A 23,427-nucleotide genomic window follows, 5' to 3' on the forward strand; every position below is an offset into this window, starting at 1 on the left:
ACGGCCGGCGAGCCGCCGAACAGCAGCAGGTCGAGGCAGCCGACGGCGAACATCACCGCCGCGCACAGCACCCCGCTGCCGAGCCCGGTCAGCCGCGGTCCCGCCGGACGTGCGGCAAAGGGGCCCGCCGGGGGGCCCGCCTGGGGGGCTCGCGGCCTGCCCCGGGCGCCCTGGGAGGGCACCGGCCGCCCACCGCGTCGCGGTCCGTGCTGCTGATGTCGCGTCCTGTGTTCCTCCACTGGACCAACCTAGGTCTGTTTATGTGTTGAATAGGCCGTTTGACACGCCGTGCGGTCAGACCTGGCCAAGCGTTCGAACCGTCGCGGGGGCGGGGCGCGACACGCCGTAGACTGGTGGATCGGCCGCCCGGCCCCCCAGTCTCCTCATGTACGGGAAGTCGCAACGTGTCGCTCACGATCGGAATCGTCGGCCTGCCGAACGTCGGCAAGTCGACCCTGTTCAACGCCCTGACCAAGAACGACGTGCTCGCGGCCAACTACCCGTTCGCCACGATCGAGCCCAACGTCGGTGTCGTCGGCGTCCCGGACGGGCGGCTCGCCCAGCTCGCCTCGGTCTTCAAGTCGGAGCGGATCCTCCCGGCCACCGTCGACTTCGTCGACATCGCCGGCATCGTGCGCGGCGCCAGCGAGGGCGAGGGTCTGGGCAACAAGTTCCTGGCCAACATCCGCGAGTCGGACGCCATCTGCCAGGTCATCCGCGCCTTCAAGGACGAGAACGTCGTGCACGTCGACGGCAAGGTCTCGCCCAAGGACGACATCGAGACGATCAACACCGAGCTGATCCTCGCCGACCTCCAGACCATCGAGAAGGTCCTCCCGCGCCTGCAGAAGGAGTCGCGGATCAAGAAGGACGTGGCCCCGAAGGTCAAGGCCGTCGAGGAGGCCAAGGAGATCCTGGAGAAGGGCGACACGCTCTTCGCGCACGGCATCGTCCAGGGCACCGAGCGCAACGAGCTCCTCCACGACCTGCACCTGCTGACGACGAAGCCGTTCCTCTACGTCTTCAACGTCGACGAGGACGAACTGGTCGACGAGGACTTCAAGAACGAGCAGCGCGCCCTGGTCGCCCCCGCCGAGGCGATCTTCCTCAACGCCAAGCTGGAGGCGGACCTCGCCGAGCTGGACGAGGACGAGGCCCTCGAGCTCCTGCAGTCCGTGGGCCAGGAGGAGCCGGGCCTGGCGACCCTCGCCCGCGTCGGATTCAACACCCTCGGTCTGCAGACCTACCTCACGGCCGGCCCCAAGGAGTCCCGCGCCTGGACCATCAAGAAGGGCGCGACGGCCCCCGAGGCCGCCGGTGTGATCCACACCGACTTCCAGAAGGGCTTCATCAAGGCCGAGGTCATCTCCTTCGACGACCTCATGGCGACCGGCTCGGTCGCCGAGGCCCGCGCCAAGGGCAAGGCCCGCATGGAGGGCAAGGACTACGTGATGCAGGACGGCGACGTGGTGGAGTTCCGCTTCAACGTCTAGCGGTCCGCGCCCCCGAATGCGCGCTCCCCGGCCTCGTGCGCGAAAGCGGTGGGCCGGGGTTCGTCATGTAAGCAGGGGTTCAAGGCAGTCTAAGTTTCAGGTAAAGGACCCCTGGTCCGGACGTGGCGGAAAAGGCACGCGGGTGGCCGGATTTCGACGGCTCGTATACGGCTCGAATCGGGCAACGGGGCGCGGCTCATAGCGGGCAAAGGTCCCTCTAGCCGCCTGAACCAGGCGGCACGGCCGGGGGGCCGGTGGCGCGCCGCTGTCCCGCGAGGGCGGGGCGGACGCCTCGGCCCGGCCTTGACATGAGCAAGTAAGCGCTGCGTAAAGTCCTCCAGCTTTGAAGATCTTGTGACCTGCGGGTGGGACTTCCGTGGGCGGGGGATGGGGGGATGGAGACGTGGGCGTGTTCCGCGGGCCGCGTGAGGCCGGCAGATCACTGGTCGCCGTGGTGTCGGCCGCAGTGGTCCTGAGTGTCGTACCGACGGCAGGAGCCGGAAGCCCGGCCCGGGCGGCGGCTCGTGCCGCGGCCGTCGACACGGGCGCCAAGGTGCCGAAGACGGCGGTCACGCTGTCCGCGGCCGAGGACGCGGCCGCGACCGGTGGTGCCAAGGTCGAAGTCACCTCCTTGCGCACCGAGTCGAGCGAGACGTACGCGACCCCGGACGGCCGCCTGGAGGAGGTGCAGCACCTCAGGCCCGTACGGACCCGGATCGCCGGGCGCTGGAAGGCGATCGACAACACGCTGCTCAAGCGGGCCGACGGTGCGGTGGGTCCGGCGGCGGCCGCGGTGAACGTGGCCTTCTCCGGCGGCGGCAAGGCTCCGCTGGTCAGTCTTGAGCGTGCGGGCAGGAGGCTGTCGCTCTCGTGGCCGCACCGCTTGCCGGCGCCGAGGCTCGACGGGGACACGGCCACTTACGCGAACGTGCTGCCGGACGTGGACCTCAAGTTGCGGGCGACCACCGACGGTTACTCCGAAGTCCTGGTGGTGAACACACCGCAGGCGGCCCGGAACCCCGCCCTCGCCCGGCTCAAGCTGCGTGTCGACTCTCCCGGGCTGGACCTGCGCGCCACGGCCGGGGGCGGCCTCCAGGCGACGGACAAGGCCGCAGGCGGCGTGGTGTTCCAGGCGGCCAAGCCCGTGATGTGGGACTCGTCGGCCGGCAAGGGCCGCGCGTCCGCGAAGGCCGCGGGCCCCGCGTCCGCCGCCGCCCCGGTGCGCCCCGGCGGCGCGGACGGTCCCGGGGACGCGGCCAAGGTGGCCCCGATCGGCGTCGACGTGGCCTCCGGGGGCGGCGAACTGCGACTGACCCCGGATCAGCACCTGCTGAAGGACTCCGGTACGACGTACCCCGTCTACATCGATCCGCAGACCTACACCCCGAAGGCGGGGGAGTGGACGATGGTGTCGCGCTACTGGGCGTCCTCACCGCAGTGGCGGTTCAACGGCGACTCGGACGCCGGCGTCGGGTACTGCGGCTGGTCCTACTGCGCCCCGTACGACGTGAAGCGGCTGTTCTACCAGTTCCCGACCTCGCGGTTCGCGGGCAAGTCGATCATCAGTGCGACGTTCGTGGCCCACGAGACGTGGTCCGGATCGTGCGACGGGCGCTCCGTGCAGCTGTGGCGCACCAAGTCGTTCAACTCCGACACCACGTGGAACAGTTCCTCCGACAACTGGCTGGACCGGCTCGACTCGAGGGACGTGGCCAAGGGCGGCAGTTCCAGTTGCCCGGCCGGGGACGTCGAGTTCGACGCCACGGCCGGCGTGAAGTACGCGTCCTCCCACGACTCCGCCTACACCTCCTTCGGGCTGCGGGCGGCCGACGAGAGCGACAAGTACGGCTGGAAGCGGTTCTCGGACGACGCCTACCTGCGGGTCAAGTACAACCAGCCGCCGAAGCAGATCACGATGAGCCAGCTGTCGATGGAGCCCGGCGGGACCTGCCACAAGCCGGACGCGAAGGTGGCGATCCGTTCGTTGCCGAAGATCGAGGCGAACGACGTCAAGGACCCGGACGCCGACGAGGTCAGCGTCCAGTTCCAGCTGTGGTGGGACGCCGGCAGCGGCTTCCAGGCCCAGTGGACCTCGGACCGGCTGACGCACCGGGCGTCCGGCAAGGACTTCAGCGTCAGCCTGACCGAGACGCTCTCCAACGGCAAGAAGATCCCGAAGAACAAGACGATCGCCTGGTACGCGCGCGCCTGGGACTACGACGAGGGCAAGTACTACAGCTCCTCACCCTGGTCGGGCGCCGGGTCGGCGACGGGCTGCTACTTCGTCTGGGACACCAGCGTGCCGCCCGGCCCCTCGATCGCCTCCGGCGACTACCCGGCCAAGGACGACAGCGACCCGAACGATCCGGTCTACGACGGAGTGGGCCGCTACGGCAGCTTCACCCTGTCCTCCTCCGACACGAGCGTGACGAAGTACTGGTACGGGATCAACGAGGAGCCGTCCTCGGACAACACGGTGACCACCTCGGGCGGAGCGGCCAGGACCATCAGCTTCCGGCCGACCAGGTCCGGCACCAACATCCTCTACGCCAAGTCCTTCGACTCGGCGGGCAACGCCAGTGAACCGGTGAGGTACGCCTTCCGCGTGAAGCAGGGCCAGCCGGCACGCGCGGAGTGGAAGCTGGACGAAGCGGCGGGAGCGACGCAGGCGGAGGGCACCGCCGGGGACCGCACACTCGATCTGCAGGGCAACCCGGCCCTCGGGGTTCCCGGGGTGAAGGGCACCGCCGTGTCGCTGGACGGTGTGGACGACTACCTGGTCTCCGACATCCCCACCGTGAACACCGCCGGCGGATTCTCGGTGTCGGCGTGGGCGAAGCTCGACAAGATGCCGGACTCCGCCGCGGTCATCGCCGCGCAGCCGGGCAACCACGCACCGGGCTTCGAGCTGTACTACTCCAAGGCCTACGACCGGTGGGTGTTCAACCAGTACTCCGCCGACGCCGACGGAGCCACGCCCGTGCGGGTGATGCAGGCGGCGGCGGGAGGCGTCAAGGCGGGCGAGTGGGTGCACCTCACCGGCACCTACAGCTCCTCCTCCGACGAGATGAAGCTGTACGTCAACGGGGCGCTGGCCGGAACCACGTCCTACAGCACGGCCTGGGACGCGCGCCGGGGCCTGCAGATCGGCGCGGGCTCCTACAACGGCGGACCGGGCAGCTTCTTCCCCGGCACGATCGACGAGGTGCGCCTCTTCGACAAGCCGCTGGCCGCGTCCGAGGTCACCGCCCTGTCCAAGAACCAGCCCATCGGGAACGGCCGCCCCGCACGCGCGGTGTTCCCGCTGGACGAGCCGGCCACCGGAGCGGACGGCGTGGCCACGACCCAGGTGACGGGCCGCGCGGACGTCAGCCCCGCGGTGTTCCACGGCGGCGCGGTCCCGGGCAAGCCCGGCCGGGCGGGTGCCGCGCTGAGCCTCGACGGCGTGGACGACTACGCCGCCACCAGCGGCCCGCACGTGAACAACCAGAGCAGCTTCTCGGTGGCGGCCTGGGCGAAGCTCTCCAGGACCAAGCCCGCCCACGCGGCGGTCATCGCGACCCAGACCGGCACGGTGAAACCGGGCTTCGAGCTCTACTACTCGGCCAGTTACGGCTGGACGTTCAACAACTACAGCTCCGACGACGCCGACGGCACCCCGGTACGGGCGGCGCAGGGCGACCCGGACCTGGCGCCGGGCGGCGAGTGGACGTACGTGGTGGGGTCCTACGACTCGGTCAGCGACGACCTGCGCCTGTACGTGCAGGGCAAGTGGGTGGCCACCACCAAGTTCGCCACCCCGTTCTACGCGAGCGGGCCCGTGCAGATCGGCGCGGGCAAGTACAGCGGCGCGCCGGGCAGTTACTTCCCCGGCCAGATCTCGGACGTCCAGCTCTACGACCGGGCGCTGTCCGCCCCGGAGATCGCGGACATGTTCGACAGCCAGGCCACGGTGGAGGGCCGGTGGAAGCTGGACGCCGTCTCGGGCACCAGCTCCCCGGACGACCTGGTCCGTGAGGACCACACCGCGCACCCGCTGACCCTGGGCGCCGGGGCGGGCATCGACACCACCAGCTTCAGCAACATGGTCGGCGCCGGTGACCTCACCCTGAACGGCACCAGCAGCGGCTACGCCGCCACCAGTGTCTCGCCCGTCGACACCAGCAAGAGCTTCACGGTGTCCGCCTGGGTGACCGCGCCCAGCCGGCCGACCAAGCCGGTCACGGTGATGAGCATGGCGGGCGCGAACACCAACGGCTTCGCCGTGCGCTACGTGCCGGACTCCGCCGACCCGGCGAACGCCGGGCGCTGGCAACTGGTGATGGCGGGCTCGGACAGCACCACGGCGACCACGGCGACGGCCGAGCACAGCAACTTCCAGAACAACACGTCCTGGAACCACATCGCCGTCGTGTACGACGCCTTCGCCGGCCGCATGACCCTCTACGTCGACGGCCAGCCGCAGGTCACGCCCTGCCCGGACGACGACGCGGACGGCACACCCAACGATCCGGCCTGCACCGACAAGGTGTCCTGGAACACCTCGGTGCTGCCCTTCGCCGCCACCAAGGGGCTCCAGCTCGGCCGGCTCAAGACCGGCGCCAGCACCTGGGGCGAGTACTGGAGCGGCGCCATCGACGACGTCTGGGTGCTCCAGGGAGCGGCCGACGAGCGGCAGATCGCCGCCCTCTCGGGCGGTGCCGACCTGGACACCACCGCCGGGCCCTGAGCGCGGCACTCGCCGTCGGCACCTCGGTGCCGACGGCACGCACATCGGCAGTGACCGTCGGTGGTGGCTGCCTCACGCACGGCGACTCGTGAGAGACGGAGACGGAACAAACGTGAAACGAGCACGGATGATGTGGACGGGTGCGAGACGCCGGGTGGCCGTACTCGTCCCCGCCGTCCTGGTGGGGTCGATCCTGCAGACCGCGGCCGTACCCGCGGCCGAGGCCGCCGGACGCCCGCATGTGCCGTCCGCGGAGAAACCGCTGTCAGGGCACGGTCTCACCCCCGCTGGGCGCCTGAACGACGGTAGACCACGGGTCCCCAGGACCCCGCCCGCGCACGCCTGGTCGGCAGCCGGCTCGGCCACGGTGTCGCTGCGTCCCGGGACGAAGAGCGCCACCGTGCGGGCCGGTGGCCTGCCCGTCTCGCTGATCACCCCGAAGGCGGCCGGCCACCCGGCGCCGGCCGGCCGTGCGGGGACGGCCCACCTCCCGCTCTCCGGCGCCGCCACCGTCCGCGTACTCGACCGGAAGTCGGCCCGGCACGCGGGCATCGACGGCCTGCTGTTCTCCCTCCAGCGCAAGGCGGGCGCCAAGGGCGACACCGTCGGGGTCCGTGTGGACTACTCGAAGTTCGCACAGGTCTACGGCGGGGCGTACGCGGCACGCCTGAAGCTGGTCCGACTGCCGGCCTGCGCGGCGACCGACCCGGCCGACGGGAAGTGCTCGAGGGGCGTGCCGGTCGACGCGCACAACGACGTCGCGGCGCAGACCCTCACCGCCTCCGCCCTGAAGCTGCCCACGGGCGGCACCGCCCCCATGCTGCTCGCCGCCACGGCGGGCGCCTCCAGCGACGAGGGTGACTACAAGGCCACGCAGCTGTCCCCGTCGTCCGCCTGGCAGACCAACCTCAACACGGGGGACTTCTCCTGGACGTACGACATGCCGGTGCCGGGAGTGCCGGGCAAGCTGGCGCCGACGGTCACCCTGTCGTACTCCTCGGGGGCCGTCGACGGGCGTACCGCGAACACCAACAACCAGGCGTCCTGGGCCGGTGACGGCTTCAGCCTGTGGCCGGGCTCCATCGAGCGCAGCTACAAGCCGTGCGTGGACGACGGCGTCAAGAACGCCGACGGCACCAAGCCCGGCGACGTGTGCTGGGCGTACGACAACGCCACGCTCTCCTTCAACGGGCACTCCGGGGAGCTGATCGCCACCGGCGCCGACTCCTTCCGCATCAAGGGCGACGACGGCACGAAGGTCGACCGGCTGCGCGGGACCTCGCGGGACAACGGCGACAACGACCAGGAGTACTGGCGTGTCACCACCACCGACGGCACCCGCTACTACTTCGGCTACAACAAGCTGCCCGGCTGGTCGACGGGGAACCGGACGACCAACTCCACGTGGACGGTGCCGGTCTTCGGTGACGACTCCGGTGAGCCCTGCCATGCGAGCGCCTTCGCCGACTCCTGGTGCCAGCAGGCATGGCGGTGGAACCTCGACTACGCCGTCGACACCCACGGCAACGCCGTCGCCTACTACTACGACAAGGAAACCAACTACTACGCCAGGAACCTGAAGACGGCGGACGAGACGGTCTACGACCGCGGTGGCTACCTGGACCACATCGACTACGGTCTGAAGTCGTCCTCCATCTACGGCACCGCCGCCCTGGCCAAGGTGGACTTCACCTCCGCCGAACGCTGCCTGCCGGTCAGCGGCGTCACGTGCGACGCGTCCACCATCGACGACAAGTCGTTCTACTGGTACGACACCCCCTGGGACCTGAACTGCAAGTCCGGCGAGGACTGCACCAAGTCGTTCTCGCCCAGCTTCTGGACCCGCAAGCGGCTGACGGGGGTCACCACCAAGGTCCTCAAGGCCGACGGCACCTACGCCCCGGTCGACACCTGGACGCTCGGCCACCGCTGGGGCACCTCGGACATCGACTACCAGCTCCTGCTCGACTCGCTCCAGCACACCGGGAAGACCGCCACCCCCGACGTCACCCTGCCCAAGGTCACCTTCGACTACGACCAGCGCACCAACCGCCTCAAGACCACCGGCGACGACACCGCGCCGTTCATCAAGGAGCGGCTCTCCGGGATCTCCGACGAGTCGGGCGGCGAGCTGGCGGTGCAGTACTCCACGGCCGCGTGCGACGCCACGGACCTTCCCAAGCCCGAGACGAACACCACGCGTTGTTTCCCGGTGTACTCCGTCAAGGAGGGCGACGCGGACCCGACCCTGCAGTGGTTCAACAAGTACGTCGTGGACTCGGTCACCCAGATCGACCGCACCAAGTCCTCGCCGGAGATGGTCACCCGCTACAGCTATCTCGACGGCGCGGCCTGGCACTACGACGACGATGACGGGCTGACCAAGGAGAAGTACAAGACCTGGTCGACCTGGCGCGGGTACGCCCACGTCCGGGTCCAGGCCGGTGGCCAGGACCCGGTCGGCATGAAGTCGCAGACGGACCACTACTTCCTGCGGGGCATGGACGGCGACAAGGCCTCCCCCTCCGGCGGGACCAGATCGGTAACGGTCTCCGACGACAACGGCGGCACCATCACCGACCACGACTCCGCGGCCGGCTTCGAGTACAAGACCGAGCAGTACAGCGGGCCCGGCGGCAAGGTCCTGGAGAAGACCGTCTCCGTGCCCTGGCACCATCAGACGGCGTCCCGGACCCGTTCCTGGGGCACCGTCACCGCCAACCTGACCGGGACCGCCTCCACCCGCACCTGGACCTCGCTCGACGACGGCGCCGGCAGCGACTGGCGCACCACGTACAAGACCAACGCGTTCGAGAACACGGCCGGGCGCATCACGCAGACCGACGACTTCGGCGACGAGACGACGTCGAAGGACAACCAGTGCACCCGTACCACGTACGTCGACAACACCGCCGACTGGATCCTCGACCTGCCGTCGCGGGTGGAGACGGTCGCGGTCAAGTGCGCCGACACCCCGGACCGCACCAAGGACGTCCTGTCCGACGTCCGGACGGCCTATGACAAACAGACCTACGGCGTGGCACCCACGAAGGGCGACGCCACACACGTGGCCTCACTGGTCTCGCACGACGGGACCACCGCCACCTATCTGGAGGCCGGCACCGACTACGACGCCTACGGACGCAAGACGTCCTCGACCGACATCACGGGGAAGGTCACCGCGGCCGGGACCTCGGCGCCGGTGCGCACCGACCGGACCGACGGACGGACCACCACCACGGTCTACAGCCCGACGACCGGCTTCCCCACCACCATGACGGTCACCACGCCGCCCGCCACACCGGGCGACACGAGCACCGCCCAGAGCACGACGACGACCTACGACGCCCTCCGGGGCGAGGCGGTCAGCGTGGTGGACGCCAACGGCAAGCGCACCGACACGACCTATGACGCGCTCGGCCGCTCGCTGAAGGTGTGGCTGCCGAACCGCTCGAAGTCGGGCGGCGACACCCCGAACTACGAGTTCTCGTACACGATCACGGACGGCAAGCCGGCGGCGATAGGCACCACCACCCTCTACGGCACCGGCCGCAGGACTTCGTACACCCTCTACGACGGGTTCCTGCGCCAGCGACAGACCCAGACGCCCGGTCCGGACGGCGGCCGGCTGATCACCGACACGTTCTACGACGAACGCGGCCTCACCGCCAAGACGTTCGCCCCGTACTACAACACCGCGGCGCCCTCCGCCGACCTGCTGGCCGTGGACAACGCCCTCGCGGTGGAGTCCCAGACGTGGAACACCTTCGACGGCCTCGGCCGTGTCGTCCAGTCCCGGCAGGTGGCCGGCAACGGCGACGGCGCCACCGTGCTGTCGACGACCAGCACCACCTACGGCGGCGACCGTACGACCGTCACCCCGCCCAAGGGCGCCACGCCGACCACCACGGTCACCGACGCCCGAGGCCTGACCACCGAGTTGTGGCAGTACCACTCGGACACCCCGTCCGGCACCGCCGACAAGACGCGTTACGAGTACAACCCCGCCGGCAAGCTGACGAAGATCACTGACGCGGCCGGGAACTTCTGGACGTACCAGTACGACCAGCGCGGCAATCAGACGGTGGCGACCGACCCGGACAAGGGCGAGACCGACTCGTACTACACCGACCGCAACCAGCTCGATCACACGGTGGACGCCAACAAGAAGAAGGTCACCCACGTCTACGACGGACTCGGGCGCGAGACGGAGACCCACGACGGGGACGCCTCGGGTCCCCTGCTGACCAAGCACGTCTGGGACCCCAGTGGCTTCAAGGGCCACCTGGCCTCGGCCACCCGCTACGTCGGCGGGGCGAGCGGCTCGGCGTACACCACGACTTACAGCCTCTACGACACGCTGTACCGGCCGCACCGGACGACCGTCACCATCCCGGCCAAGGAAGGCGCCCTGGCCGGCTCCTACCAGACGAACGTGCAGTACAACACCGACGGCACGGTGCAGTCCAGCAGCTACCCGGCCGCGGGCGGTCTCACCGCGGAGACGATCGCACCCACCTACGACGACGCGCTGCGGGTGAAGACCCTCGGTGCCAGTGGCGGGGCCACGTACGTCACCGACACCGTCTACAGCTACACCGGCAAGGCCCTGCAGTACACCTACCGGGCGGCCGGCGGCAAGGCGACGCAGGTCGACTACTCGTACGAGTGGGGGACCCAGCGTCTGCACAACTCCAGCGTCGAGCGCCAGGACGTCACCGGCACCGACAAGTCGGCCACCTACGGGTACGACGAGGCCGGCAACATCACCTCGGTCTCCGACGTCTCCCGTGACGGCACCGACAACCAGTGCTACGTCTACGACTACCTCGGCCGTCTCACGGAGGCATGGGCACAGAACTCCACCGGCTGCGCGGCAACTCCGTCCTCCTCGGTGCTCGGCGGCCCCGCCCCCTACTGGCAGTCGTACACCTACGACCTCAGTGGCAACCGCCGCACCGAGACCCTGCACGACGTCACCGGTGACACCGCGAAGGACGTCAAGCGCGTCTACGGCTACCCCGACCCGGGGGCCAAGCGCCCCCACGCAGTGCAGCAGATCGACACCACGGGCCCGAGCGGCGTCTCACAGGACAACTTCACCTACGACGACGCGGGCAACACCTGGACCCGTACCGTCGGCGGCGACAAGCAGACCCTCACCTGGGACGCCGAGGGCCGCCTCGCCCAGGTGTCCAAGCCCGACGGCAGCGGCGGCACCAGGACGACGAGCTACGTCTACGACGCCGACGGCGGCCGCCTGATCACGCGCACCGACGCGGGCACCACGCTGTTCCTCGGCAACACCGAGATCACGCTGGCGAAGGGCGCCACCACCGCCAGGGCGACCCGGTACTACGACCTCGGCGGCGGCAACCAGGCCGTCCGCGACAACGACAACAAGCTGTCGTTCCTGATCGGCGACCAGAACGGCACGGCGCAGCTCGCCGTCGACAGCGCCGACCTGACCGAGCAGCAGCGCCGGTCGACGCCGTTCGGCACGGCCCGGGGAGCAACGCCGGCGAAGTGGCCGGGCGACAAGGGCTTCGTCGGGGGCACCCAGGACGACAGCACGGGCTTCGTGCACCTGGGCGCGCGGGACTACGACCCGGCCACCGGCCGCTTCCTGTCGGTCGACCCCGTCATCGATCCCCAGAACCCGCAGCAGCTCAACGCCTACGCCTACGCGAACAGCAGCCCGGTCACCTACAGCGACCCCTCCGGGCTCTACTACTGCCGCAACGGCCGGTCCGACAACTGCGACGTCCACGGCAACCCGCGGGGCGACGGCGCATGGTGCCCCAGCGCCGACGACCCGTACTGCCACGACCGTCCTATCGACCGCGGTGAGAGCGCGAGCCCCAGCCCCGGGCTCAGCAAGGACCAGAAGAAGCAGGCCAAGAAGGTCTACGACTACTTCTTCACCAAGAACGTCTGCTCGGGCATGGCGCTGCAGTACGGCATCGGCGACCAGCTGTGCCAGACGCAGGCCGAGGCCGACGCGGACCTGGGCCTCACCTACCAGCTCCTGTCCGCGCTCGGCGACATGACCCTCGTCGTCCCGGGCATCCGCTGCACCCTCGGCAACAAGGCCGAGTGCGACGTCTACGGTTACGCGGCCTCCACCTTCGACGTCGCCGGCGTGGAAGTCGGCTCTGCGAGGTTCCTGCGCACCCTGAGCAGGTTCGCCAAGGACATCTGCAGCTTCACCCCCGAGACCAAGGTGCTCATGAAGGGGGGCAAGAAGAAGGCGATCGCCGACATCAAGCCCGGGGACCGGGTCGAGGCGGCCGATCCCGCGACCGGCAAGCGAAAGGGGCCGCGCAAGGTCGCGGCTCGCCTGGTGCACCATGACCACGACCTCGTGGACCTCACGATCCGGGTGAAGGGCGGCGGGACCCGGACGGTTCACACCACCGCGAACCACCCCTTCTGGGACGGCACCGCTCACACGTGGACAGTGGCCGGCAAGCTGCGCGGCGGCCACCGGCTCAGCACCGCCGACGGCCGGCTCGCCGTCGTGGACCACGTGCGAGTCCGCCGCGGCGCGGCCGACATGTACAACCTGACCGTCGAGCAGCTCCACACGTACTACGTGCTGGCGGGCGAGACGCCGGTCCTGGTGCACAACATCAGCTGCCCCACGGACGTGGCCCTCGGATACCGGGCCCACGGCACGGAGAAGTGGGCCAACACCAACAAGTTCACCCACTACATGCACGGGAAGTACAGGGACACCTGGATCGGCTATGTGAGGGCGGCGGTCGACAACCCGGGGACCACGCTGCACGTCTACACCGAGGGGTTCTCCGGAGGGTTCGAAGGGATGGCCGGACGAGGCCTGCAGCCGGGGGCCGAGGCGACCGAGCAGGAGATGGGCTGGATCGCGAGGGCCGTCATCGCCGGGCGCCGATCTTGGAACTCGGTCCAGTTCTACAATAAGAACGGCCCCGTGGACGTCCCCGAGCCCAACTGGAACGACCCCTCTTTCGACAGGGCGCGCGCCCTCGAGGACCTGGACTGAGGATGCCGATGCATGCAGCCGGTGGGAACAGCGGGGACCCGGGCCTCCCGGCCGGCCTGGTGGACGCCGAGCACTATCCCGATCTCGCCCTCCGGGGCGGACTGGTGGCCGCTGTCGTGCACCTGGCGCGGGAGCGGGGTGTCGACCTCGGGGAGGTGGAGCCCCTCTCCGGTCACGGTGCCGCCGCGTACCGGACCGCCGGGGTGGACTCGGACCGCGGGAGGATCGCGGTCCGGCTCGGGCTCGGCAGGCGGGGTTTCGACGTCAGCCTGGACAGCTCCAGGGGGACGTTCGTCTGGGCCTCCGGCGAGACGGACGACCTCCTGCAGGTGGTGCTCCTGATGGACGCGTGGCGCCGGGGAGCACTGCTGAGGGAGATCGGCGACCGGTTCCCCTTCATGGAGTACGGCAGGCTGAGCCAGGGGTACGAGGACGGCACACCCGTGCAGACCCAGTGGGACATCCTGCTGCAGGACGAGGACCTGGCCGACTACCGGGAGTTCTTCCGGCAGGTCCGCGCCCACCGGCGGCTGGGGGCCATGTTCCCCTTCGTCTCCCACTGGGTCCTGCGCCTGGCGGTGGATCCGTTCGAGCGGGACGCGGGCGGGATCTTCGTCGATCCGCGGCCCGACGGGTCCTATCTCGTGTGGTCGTCCAAGGACGAGACCAGGCGGGCGGCCGGTGACCTGGGACAGGCGGCCGAGGTGGCGGAAGCGCTCGTGCGCGGACTCTGAGCACCGGCACGTCCGAAGCGCCCGTGGCATGCCACGGGCGCTTCGCACTCTGGGCACGGTCACATCGGCGGGTTCCCGTGTTTGCGTTCCGGCAGGGCGGCGTTCTTGGCGCGGAGCATGGCCAGCGAGCGGATGAGGACCATACGGGTCTCGGCCGGGTCGATGACGTCGTCCACGAGGCCGCGCTCGGCGGCGTAGTACGGATGCATCAGTTCGGCCTTGTACTCCTTGATGAGGCGGGCGCGGGTGGCCTCCGGGTCGGGGGAGGCGGCGATCTCCCGGCGGAAGACCACGTTGGCCGCGCCCTCCGCGCCCATCACCGCGATCTCGTTGGTGGGCCAGGCGAACGACAGGTCGGCGCCGATCGAGCGGGAGTCCATCACGATGTACGCGCCGCCGTAGGCCTTGCGAACCACCAGGGAGATGCGCGGCACGGTCGCGTTGCAGTAGGCGTAGAGCAGTTTGGCGCCGTGCCGGATGATGCCGTTGTGCTCCTGGTCCACGCCCGGCAGGAAGCCCGGCACGTCGACGAGGGTGACCAGCGGGATGTTGAAGGCGTCGCAGGTCTGCACGAACCGGGCGGCCTTCTCGGAGCCGTGGATGTCGAGCACGCCCGCCAGTGCGGCGGGCTGGTTGGCGACCAGGCCCACCACGTGGCCGTCGAGCCGGGCCAGCGCGCACACCACGTTCTGCGCCCAGCCCGCGTGCACCTCGAGGAAGTCGCCGTCGTCGACGATCTCCTCGATCACCGCCCGCATGTCGTACGCCTGCTGCGGGTCGGCCGGCACCAGCGAGGTCAGCGCGTCGGTGCGCCGGTCGGCGGGGTCGGAGGCCGGTGCGGCGGGCGGCAGTTCGCGGTTGTTCTGGGGAAGGAGGGACAGCAGGTGGCGCACGTCGGCCAGGCAGTCCTCCTCGTCGTCGTAGGCGAAGGCGGACACGCCCGACAGCGAGGCGTGGACGTCGGCGCCGCCGAGGCCGTCATGGGTGATCCGCTCACCGGTCACGGCCTGCACCACGTCCGGGCCGGTGATGAACATCTGCGCGGTGCCCCGCACCATGAACACGAAGTCGGTGAGGGCGGGCGAGTAGGCGGCGCCGCCCGCGCACGGGCCGAGGATCACGCTGATCTGCGGTATCACCCCGGAGGAACGGGTGTTGCGCATGAAGATGCCGCCGTAGCCGGCCAGCGCGGTCACGCCCTCCTGGATCCGGGCGCCGGCGCCGTCGCTGAGCCCGACCACGGGCGCGCCCGCCGCCTCGGCGAGGTCCATCACCTTGTGGATCTTCTGCGCATGGGCCTCGCCCAGGGCGCCGCCGAAGACGCGGAAGTCGTGGGCGTGGGCGAAGACGGTGCGGCCGTGCACCAGGCCCCAGCCGATCACCACTCCGTCGCCGTGCGGCTTGCGGTCCTCCAGGCCGAATCCGGTCGCCCGGTGCCGGCGCAGCGGCTCGAGTTCGGTGAACGTGCCCTCGTCGAAGAGGAGGCGGAGCCGTTCGGGTGCGGTCAGCTTGCCCTTGGCGTGCTGGCGGCGGGTGGCCTCGGGGTCGGGGCCCCGGCTCAGCTCCTCCTTGAGCCGTTTCAGCTCGTCGGTGGAGCGGCGCAGATCGGGCGCGGGGGCGAGGGCGAGCAGTTCGTCGAAGGTCGTCATTGCGGCACCGTAGGGAGGGCCCCTCAAAGGCCCCGGCACACCGCGCGGAGAACCGCTCGTCCACCGCTCGCGCGCCGCTGGACCGCGCGCCCCCGCGCCGGGAGGGGACCGGGTCCCTAGTCCGCGGCGGCCGGGTGCAGGGTGTGGTCCGGGTCGCCGGCGAGGACCGCCTGGTGGAGTTCCTGGAGCGTGGCCGAGGGCTCCAGGCCCAGCTCGCGCACCAGGGAGCCGCGCAGCCGCTGGTAGGCCTCCAGCGCCCGCCAGCTGCCGCCGGTGCGGTGCAGGGCCCGCATCAACTGGGCGCAGAAACCCTCGTGCAGCGGGTGGCGGGCGGCCAGCACCCGCAGTTCGGGCACCACTTCGGCGTGGCGGCCCAGCCGCAGGTCCGCCTCGATGCGCCGCTCCAGTGCGGCGGTGCGCTCCTCGTTCAGGCGCAGCACCTCCAGCTCGAGGACGGCGCCGGCCGGCACGTCCACCAGGGCCGGGCCCTGCCACAGGGCGAGCGCCCGGCGCAGCAGGTCCGAGGCCGTGCGGTGGTCGCCGAGCTCGAAGGCGGTGCGCCCGCTGTCCGAGAGCCGCTCGAACTCGTGGGCGTCGACCTGTCCGGGCTGGACCCGCAGCATGTAGCCGCCGAGCCGGGTCACCAGCACGTCCTTGGCGTCCACCAGCGGATCGCCGGCCAGCGCGGCGGCTATCTTGCGGCGCAGCTGGAGGATGTACGTCTGCAGGGTGGTGGAGGCGCTGCGGGGCACGTTCTCGCCCCAGATCTCCTCCATCAGCGTCGGTACGGCGACGACGCGGTCGGCGTGCAGGGCGAGCAGGGCGAGCAGCTGGCGGGGCTTGGCGGCGGTGGGTACCACCGGGGCCCCGCGCTCGTGCGCGGCGAGCGCCCCCAGGACCTTGATCTCCATACGCATCTCCCCCTTGGGCGCGGCCGCCCGGTGCTCCCGTGGCGGCACCTACGGAGTCCGGCTACCGAGACTGGCACCAGGGGGCCCGGCCGGCCCAGTGAGTCACGCATGCGCTCAATCATGAAAATGTCATGGGTCTCCCGTGAGCGTGGCACTGTCCGGCCGGGCGTGGCCCGATCCAGACTCTCGAAGCACACACCGACGGGGTTCGAACCGGTGCAACTGCCTTCGAACCGGAACGCTTTCCGTTCGTTTCCGTCCATGTGATCGACGTTCGCCCGAACCCGTTCGTCCGGGATTCGATGGTCCCGGACGGTTCACACCGAGGAGCCTCCATGAACGTGGCAGAGGAAATCATGCGATTCGCCGAGCTCGCGGCGCGCACCGGTCTGGAGCCGGAGCTGGCCCGGCGCTTCGAGTCGGACCCGGCGGCGGTCCTGCGGGAGTTCGGACTGCCGGCCGGCGGGGCCGGCGCCCCGGCCGTACTGGTGGCCGCGGCCGGCACCGGAACCGGCACCGGAACCGGCACCGCGACGGCGGCCGCGGCCGGCGGGGACCGGGTCGTCGAGAGCCTCGGCGCCGTGGGCACCGACTCGCCCGCCGGCTGGTGCGTGTGCTGGGCCCCGGAGCTGCCGGTCCCCGGGGTGAGTGAGTGACCGGGGCGGATCGCCCCGTCGGCCCCTTCGTGGCCTTCAAACGCCATGTGCGGGCCGAATCGGTTCCCGGCGAGGCCGTGTTCGTCTGGTCGGACAAGGACGTGACGGCGGTCCGGGGAGCCGGGGTGGAGACCCTGGTCTCCCTGCTCGACGGCAGCCGCACGCTTCCCCAACTGCTGCGGGAGGCCGCGGCGGCGATGCCCGTGGCCGAGGCGGGGCGCCTGGTGCGCCGCCTGGCCGAGGCCAACCTCGTCGGATACCGGTCCGACGGCCGGCGCGCGGAGGACGCCGGCGCCGAGGGCCGGTCCGCGGAGGCCTACTGGGACCGCGCCGGACTCGAGGGCGCCGCCGCACAGGAACGGGTCCGCTCCACCCCGGTGAGCCTGATCACCGTGGGGGACGTGGACGCCGACGAGGCGCACGCGGTGTGCCGCGCCGCCGGGCTCGGCACGGTCGGCGCCGACGTGGACGCGCCGTTCGCGCTGGTGCTGTGCGAGGACTATCTGCACCCACGGCTCCGTTCCCTGGCCGCGCGTCTGCGCGGCCGGGGGCGGCCCTGGCTCCTGGCCAGACCGTACGGCGCCGAGCCGTGGACGGGCCCGATCTTCACCCCGGCCGGTCAGGGGGAGGGATGCCCGACCGCCGGTCCGGCCCACGGGGACGGCGGTCCGGCTCAGGGGGGCGGCGGCTCGGCCGCCGGTCCGGCCCACGGCCCGGCTCGCGCCGCGGCCGGCCACGGGACCCACGGCTCACCCGGCCACGCGGCCGGCGACATGCTCCACGGATTCGCCGTCGATCCCGGGCCCTGCTGGGCCTGTCTCGCGCATCGGCTCCGTGCGCACCGGCGGGCTGAGCTGGAGGTGGAGCGGGTGCTCGGGCCGGACGGCCCGGTGCCCCGCCCCGCACCGTCGCTGTCCGCCGTGCGCACCCTCGGCCTGCACAGCGCGGCCCTGGAGGCGTCGAAGTGGCTGGCGGGGCTGCGGGTGCCGGAGCAGCGGGCGGTGTGCGTGCTGGACAGTCTGACCCTGCGCACCACCCACCACCCGGTCACCCGGCGTCCGCAGTGTCCTGACTGCGGGGACCCCGGGCTGGTGGCCGCGCGGACCCGGCGGCCGGTGGTCCTGGTGTCCCGGCCCAAGGCGGCCGGCGGCGGCAGCAACGACCGGGCGCTGTCCGCGGAGGCGATGCTCGAGCGGCACGCGCACCTCGTCGGGCCGCTCACCGGCATCGTGACCGGCATCCGGCCGGTGGCCGGGCTGCCGGAGGGCCTGTACGCGTACGACTCCGGCCACAACCTCGCGCTGCGGGCGCACTCCTCGGAAGGGGTGCGCCGGGTGCTGCGGGCGCGCAGCGGAGGCAAGGGCGCCACCGCGGTGGAGGCCAGGGCCAGCGCGCTGTGCGAGGCGGTGGAACGGTACTGCGCCGCCCGGCAGGGCGACGAGCCGACCGTCCGCGACAGCTGGGCGGGGCTCGGCGCCCGGGCCGTGCACCCGAACGACTGCCAGCTCTTCCACGAGCGGCAGTACGCGATGCGGGACCGCTGGAACGCCACCCACGGCCCCTTCCACCAGGTGGCCCGGCCCTTCGACACCTCGGCGCCCACCGACTGGACGCCGCTGTGGTCGCTCACCGGGCACACCCGGCGGCTGCTGCCCACCTCCACGCTGTACTTCGAGACCTCGCCCGGCGGCGCCCCCGACGGCCTGTGGGCGGACTCCAACGGCAACGCGGCCGGCAGCAGCCTGGAGGACGCGGTGGTGCAGGGGTTCCTGGAACTGGTGGAGCGGGACGCGGTGGCGGTGTGGTGGTACAACCGGCTCAGGGTTCCCGCCCTCGACCTCGACGCGTTCGACGCGCCCTGGCTCGCCGGACTGCGGGACGCCTTCGGCCGGGCCGGCCGTACGCTCGCGGCGCTCGACCTCACCACCGACCTCGGCGTACCGGCCGTGGCCGCGGTGTCCATGCCCGAGGGTGACGGGCAGCCCGACTTCGTGTGCGGGTTCGGGGCGCACCTCGATCCGCGGCTCGCCCTGCGCCGGGCGGTGACCGAGGCGGCGCAGCTGCTGCCCTCCCCGCAGCCCATGCCCGGCGGCACACTGCTGTCCCAGCCTCAACTACTGCCGGACCGGGGGGAGTCGGCGCGCCGTCCGGGTGACTGGCCCGCCCACCGGCGGCGGGAGGACCTGCTCGCCGACGTCGAGCACATCACCGCGCTGGTGGCCCGGCACGGGATGGAACTGCTGGTGCTCGACCAGACTCGGCCGGACGTCGGCATTCCGGTGGTGAAGGTCGTGGTGCCCGGACTCCGGCCGTTCTACGCCAGGTTCGCCCCCGGCAGGCTCTACGACGTGCCGGTGCGAACCGGTCACCGCTCGCGTCCGGCGGCGTTCGAGGAACTGAACCCCGTTCCCCTCCCCGTGTAGAACGCCTGTATCTATCACACACCTCCTGTGTCGTGCCGGTACCGCCTATAGTTCAGTCACAGATCTTCCCGAGTCCCACACGAGGATTCAGGGCGGGGCCGACCGAACAGCACCCTCTTTTCTGCCACTTGGAGGGTTGCCCCGCGTTCTGGGGTGAGGATCCGGACAACCGGACAAGGGGGAATGTGTGATGCGCAGCCCTGTGGGCGGGGCGAGACGGCTGGGGGGCCGATCGGAGGTGCCGGCGCCGCGGCTCGCGCAGGGCATCAGCATCACCGTCATATCGGGCTTCGGCGTCATCACGCTGCTGAACGTGCAGAGCGTCGTGTCCTCCGGGCTCCTGCTCGCCGTCTGCCTGGCCGCGGTGCTGGTGCTCTACGCCGTGCAGTTCCTGGTCGCCTCCCCGGGCGCCCGGCGGTGGTCCGTCCGCCGCCGGGCGCTGGCGGTGTCAGGGCAGGCGCTGCTCACGTACGTGCCCATGGCGTGGTTCGGCGTCGCCTGGGGCAGCATGGCCGGACCCCTCGGCGGATCGATTCTTCTGCTGTTACCCGCCCGGCTGGCCTGGCCGTGCTACGGAGCGGTGATCCTCTCCGTCCTCGGCTGGACGGCCTCCAACCACGCGCCCGCCCTGGAGGTGGGCTACCTGACCATCTCCACCGCGCTGACCGGACTCGTCGTCTACGGGCTGACCCGGCTCACCGACCTGGTGCACGAAGTGCACGCCACCCGGGCGGAGATGGCCCGCATGGCCGTGACCCAGGAGCGGCTGCGGTTCGCCCGGGACCTGCACGACCTGCTGGGCTACAGCCTCTCCACCATCACCCTCAAGAGCGAGCTGATCCACCGCCTCATCCCGGCCAACCCCGACCGGGCGCGCGAGGAGGTGGCGGGGGTGCTGGGCGTGTCCCGCCAGGCCCTGGCCGACGTACGGCTGGTGGCCAGCGGCTACCGGGAGATGTCGCTGAAGACGGAGGCGGACTCGGTCGCCGAGGTCATGGCCGCCGCCGACGTCAAGGTCGAACTCGACGTGGACTGCGGCCGGCTGCACCCGCTGGTGGACACCGTGCTCGCCACTGCCCTCAGGGAGGGTGTGACCAATATCCTCAGGCACAGCAAGGTGCAGTCGTGCGCGATCTCGGCCTCGGTGGAAGGGGAGACGGTGCGTCTGACACTGGTGAACGACGGCGTGGTGCCGCAGCGGGAGGCGGTGCCCGCGGGCGGCGCCAGCGGCAGTGGGCTGGGCAACCTGCGCACCCGGCTCACCGACATCGGCGGCCGGCTGACCGTGTCCACGGCCCGGGGCGGACGGTTCCGGCTCGTGGCCGAGGCGCCCGTCAAGCCCGTGACCGTCGACTGCCCGGCCGCCCGGGAGCCGGGCGCCGCAAGGCCGGCCGCGGGCGCGACGGGCGCCGGGGAGCCGGACGCGACGGTGGCCTGACGGCGGCCTTGCGGGTCCTGGCGGGAAACTCTTCGGGGGAACAGGGGGATGCGAATGCTGTCGGTGCGGGTGCTGCTCGCCGAGGACGTCCACATGATCCGGGGAGCGCTGGTGGCGCTGCTGGAGCTGGAGCCGGATGTGCAGGTGGTCGCGTCGGTGGACCGGGGCGACCTCATCGTGAAGACCGCGCTGGAGGTACGGCCCGACGTCGCCGTCATCGACATCGACCTGCCCGGCACCGACGGGCTCACCGCCGCGGCGGAGCTGCGGGTCAGGCTGCCCGAGTGCCGAAGCCTGATCCTCACCAGCCTGGGCCGCCCCGGCACCCTTCGCCGGGCGATGGCCGCGCAGGTGTCCGGCTTCCTGCTGAAGGACTCGCCACCGGACCGGCTGGCGCAGGCGGTGCGGACGGTGGCCGGGGGCGGCCGCGTGGTCGACCCCGAACTCGCCCTCAGCGCCTGGGAGGCGCCGGACAACCCGCTCTCGCCGCGCGAGACGCAGGTGCTGCGGCTGGCGGCGGGCGGCGCGGACGCGGCGGAGATCGCCGACCAGCTCTTCCTGACCCCGGGGACCATCCGCAACTACCTCACCGCCATCGTGGACAAACTCCACGCCCGCAACCGCGTGGACGCCATCCGCATCGCGGAGGAGGCGGGCTGGGTGCCGTAGGAGGTCATGGCCTCCGGCGGGCGTCAGGGGCGGGGGGAGGTGTCCTCGTCCTCCGACAGGGGGCCCGCGTTGAGGGCGGAGAGGGTGCCCGCGAGGTCCACCGCGTTGGTGCGGGGGCCCCGGCACATGGGCAGGCAGCGGGGACCTCGGGTGCCGCCCATGCGGCGCAGGAAGGCGCTGAGGACGGCCTTGGGGCCGATCTCCACCACATGGCTCGGACGCTGCTCGCCGAGCAGGGCCCGCGCCGCGTCGGCGAACCGGACCGGCGAGGTGATGTGCCGGCTCCAGTAGGCCGGGTCCAGCGGGCCGTCGTAGCGGCGGCCGTAGACCGTGGAGTAGAACGGGACCTCGGACGCGCCCGTGGGCATGCGGCGGACCAGTTCCTCCAGGCGCGGCGCCACGGGCTCCATCAGGGGCGAGTGGAAGGCGTGCGTCACCTTCAGCATGGTGCTGGCGATGCCGATGTCCGCCAGCCGCCTGGAGGCCCGCTCCAGGCCCGCCAGGTCGCCCGAGAGCACCGTGGCCCGCGCCGCGTTGATCGCGCCGATCGACACCCCCGGCTCCGCCGTCGCCGCCTCGGCGGCCTCGTACGGATTGGCGCAGGTCGCCATCATTCCGCCGCCGGACGGCAGTTGCTCCATCAGCGCGCCCCGTGCCACGACCAGCTCCGCGGCCGCGCCCAGCGGCAGCGCCCCGCCGACGGTGGCCGCCGCGAACTCCCCGATGCCGTGCCCGAGCAGCGCCACCGGCTCGACGCCCTCCTCGAGCAGCGTCATCGCCAGCGCGTACCCGACGGCGAACAGCGCGGGCTGGGTCAGCGCCGTGCGGTGCACCAGCGGGCTGCCCTCCAGCACCAACTCGACCACGGAGCGGCCCAGATGGCGTGAGATTGCCTCGTCGGCGGTGGTGAGGTGGTGCCGGTACGCCGTGCAGTGCCCGTGCAGCCCCGCGGTCATCCACGGGTGCTGGCAGCCCTGCCCGGTGAAGACGAAGGCGGTGCGGACCCGGCCGTCGGGCCACGTCACCCGGTCCCGGTCGGCCAGTCTGCGGGCGAGGCCGCGGATGGTGAGGTAGGACCAGACCTCGACCGGATGGTCCGGCAGCGGGCCGAACGCCTCCTCCGCGTCGCCGTACAGGCCCAGCAGCGCGACCGAGTCCAGACCGCACTCGATCAGCGGCATGTCCTCGCGCACCTCCCGGCGGACGTGCTCGGCGACCCGTTCCGTGAGCCACTCGACATAGCCCTGCTCGTCCGGCAGACCTCGCCCCGATCCGCTCACCTTCTGCTCCTCTCCGACGCGTTCACCTGGCGCGTGCCGCCGCGCCGGACCGCCGTCCGGTCGCCGCCGGCACCAACTCCTTGCCGAGCCGCTGGTGCAGGGGCCTGATCTCACCGTTCAGGAACAGCCGGCGCGTCGCCGCCCGCTCCACCTTCCCGCTGGTGGTACGCCGGATCGTCCCCGGGCGTACGAGCAGCACCCCGTCCACGGCCACCTCGAACTCCTCGGCCAGGCACCGCTCCACGTCCGCGGCGAGCCCGGGCAGATCCAGGCCGTAACGGCGGTGGGTGCGCAACTCCTGGACGAGGACGATCCGTTCGCGCTCCCCGGGCACCGCGAAGGCCGTGCCGGGTCCGAACATGGAGCCGATCCGCTGCACCGCGTGCTCCAGGTCCTGCGGATAGACGTTGCGGCCGGCCAC

Annotated in this window: 11 protein-coding genes and 2 pseudogenes; 8 read left to right on the forward strand and 5 right to left on the reverse strand. The window is 71.4% G+C overall.

Annotated features, from left to right (window positions below; genetic code table 11):
- A pseudogene (locus tag IE249_RS36375) lies at positions 1-182 on the reverse strand (DUF6542 domain-containing protein); the annotation flags it as partial.
- Positions 183-404: 222 nt separating this feature from the next.
- Between IE249_RS36375 and ychF the strand changes: the two are divergent.
- The 4 genes from ychF to IE249_RS05805 all read left to right on the forward strand — a co-directional run bounded on the left by ychF (position 405) and on the right by IE249_RS05805 (position 13,980).
- Entirely contained in the window at positions 405-1,493 is a 1,089-nt protein-coding gene (gene ychF, locus IE249_RS05790; RefSeq protein ID WP_189703637.1) for a redox-regulated ATPase YchF, read from the forward strand.
- Between the two features lie 409 nt (positions 1,494-1,902).
- Positions 1,903-6,222, forward strand: a complete 4,320-nt coding sequence (locus IE249_RS05795; RefSeq protein WP_189703638.1) for a LamG-like jellyroll fold domain-containing protein — start codon at positions 1,903-1,905, stop codon at positions 6,220-6,222.
- A 154-nt stretch (positions 6,223-6,376) separates the two neighbouring features.
- Positions 6,377-13,246 carry a polymorphic toxin-type HINT domain-containing protein gene (locus IE249_RS39690; protein ID WP_189703639.1) on the forward strand — a complete coding sequence of 2,290 codons (6,870 nt, stop codon included), beginning with the start codon at positions 6,377-6,379 and terminating at the stop codon, positions 13,244-13,246.
- A 2-nt stretch (positions 13,247-13,248) separates the two neighbouring features.
- Positions 13,249-13,980: a DUF6193 family natural product biosynthesis protein gene (locus tag IE249_RS05805; RefSeq protein ID WP_189703640.1), complete on the forward strand. Its 732-nt coding sequence runs from the start codon at positions 13,249-13,251 to the stop codon at positions 13,978-13,980.
- Between the two features lie 59 nt (positions 13,981-14,039).
- Here the strand turns inward: IE249_RS05805 and IE249_RS05810 are convergent, their stop codons facing one another.
- Together IE249_RS05810 and IE249_RS05815 are read right to left on the reverse strand one after the other, a co-directional pair.
- Entirely contained in the window at positions 14,040-15,629 is a 1,590-nt protein-coding gene (locus IE249_RS05810; RefSeq protein ID WP_189703641.1) for an acyl-CoA carboxylase subunit beta, read from the reverse strand.
- Positions 15,630-15,745: 116 nt separating this feature from the next.
- Complete coding sequence (locus IE249_RS05815) at positions 15,746-16,540, reverse strand: AfsR/SARP family transcriptional regulator (RefSeq protein WP_189703642.1); 795 nt, start codon at positions 16,538-16,540, stop codon at positions 15,746-15,748.
- A gap of 335 nt (positions 16,541-16,875) precedes the next feature.
- Here IE249_RS05815 and IE249_RS05820 point away from each other — a divergent pair, with 335 nt between their 5' ends.
- The 4 genes from IE249_RS05820 (at position 16,876) to IE249_RS05835 (ending at position 21,726) form a co-directional block, all read left to right on the forward strand.
- Positions 16,876-17,196 (forward strand): hypothetical protein, encoded by a 321-nt coding sequence (locus IE249_RS05820; RefSeq protein WP_189703643.1) that lies wholly within the window; start codon positions 16,876-16,878, stop codon positions 17,194-17,196.
- Positions 17,193-19,619, forward strand: coding sequence for a TOMM precursor leader peptide-binding protein (locus tag IE249_RS05825; protein WP_229857590.1), 2,427 nt, complete (start codon positions 17,193-17,195; stop codon positions 19,617-19,619). Before IE249_RS05820 ends, IE249_RS05825 begins: the two co-directional genes overlap by 4 nt.
- A gap of 238 nt (positions 19,620-19,857) precedes the next feature.
- Entirely contained in the window at positions 19,858-21,057 is a 1,200-nt protein-coding gene (locus IE249_RS05830) for a sensor histidine kinase (RefSeq protein WP_229857592.1), read from the forward strand.
- A gap of 54 nt (positions 21,058-21,111) precedes the next feature.
- Positions 21,112-21,726, forward strand: a complete 615-nt coding sequence (locus tag IE249_RS05835) for a response regulator transcription factor (RefSeq protein ID WP_189703713.1) — start codon at positions 21,112-21,114, stop codon at positions 21,724-21,726.
- 23 nt (positions 21,727-21,749) lie between these two features.
- Here the strand turns inward: IE249_RS05835 and IE249_RS05840 are convergent, their stop codons facing one another.
- The gene (locus IE249_RS05840) at positions 21,750-23,006 is read right to left on the reverse strand and encodes an acyltransferase domain-containing protein (protein ID WP_189703645.1); all 1,257 of its coding nucleotides are present in this window, start codon (positions 23,004-23,006) and stop codon (positions 21,750-21,752) included.
- 22 nt (positions 23,007-23,028) lie between these two features.
- Positions 23,029-23,427: pseudogene (locus tag IE249_RS36390) on the reverse strand (polyketide synthase); the annotation flags it as partial.

Origin of the sequence: Streptomyces anandii JCM 4720 (assembly GCF_014650655.1) — a bacterium.
Classification (GTDB): domain Bacteria; phylum Actinomycetota; class Actinomycetes; order Streptomycetales; family Streptomycetaceae; genus Streptomyces; species Streptomyces anandii.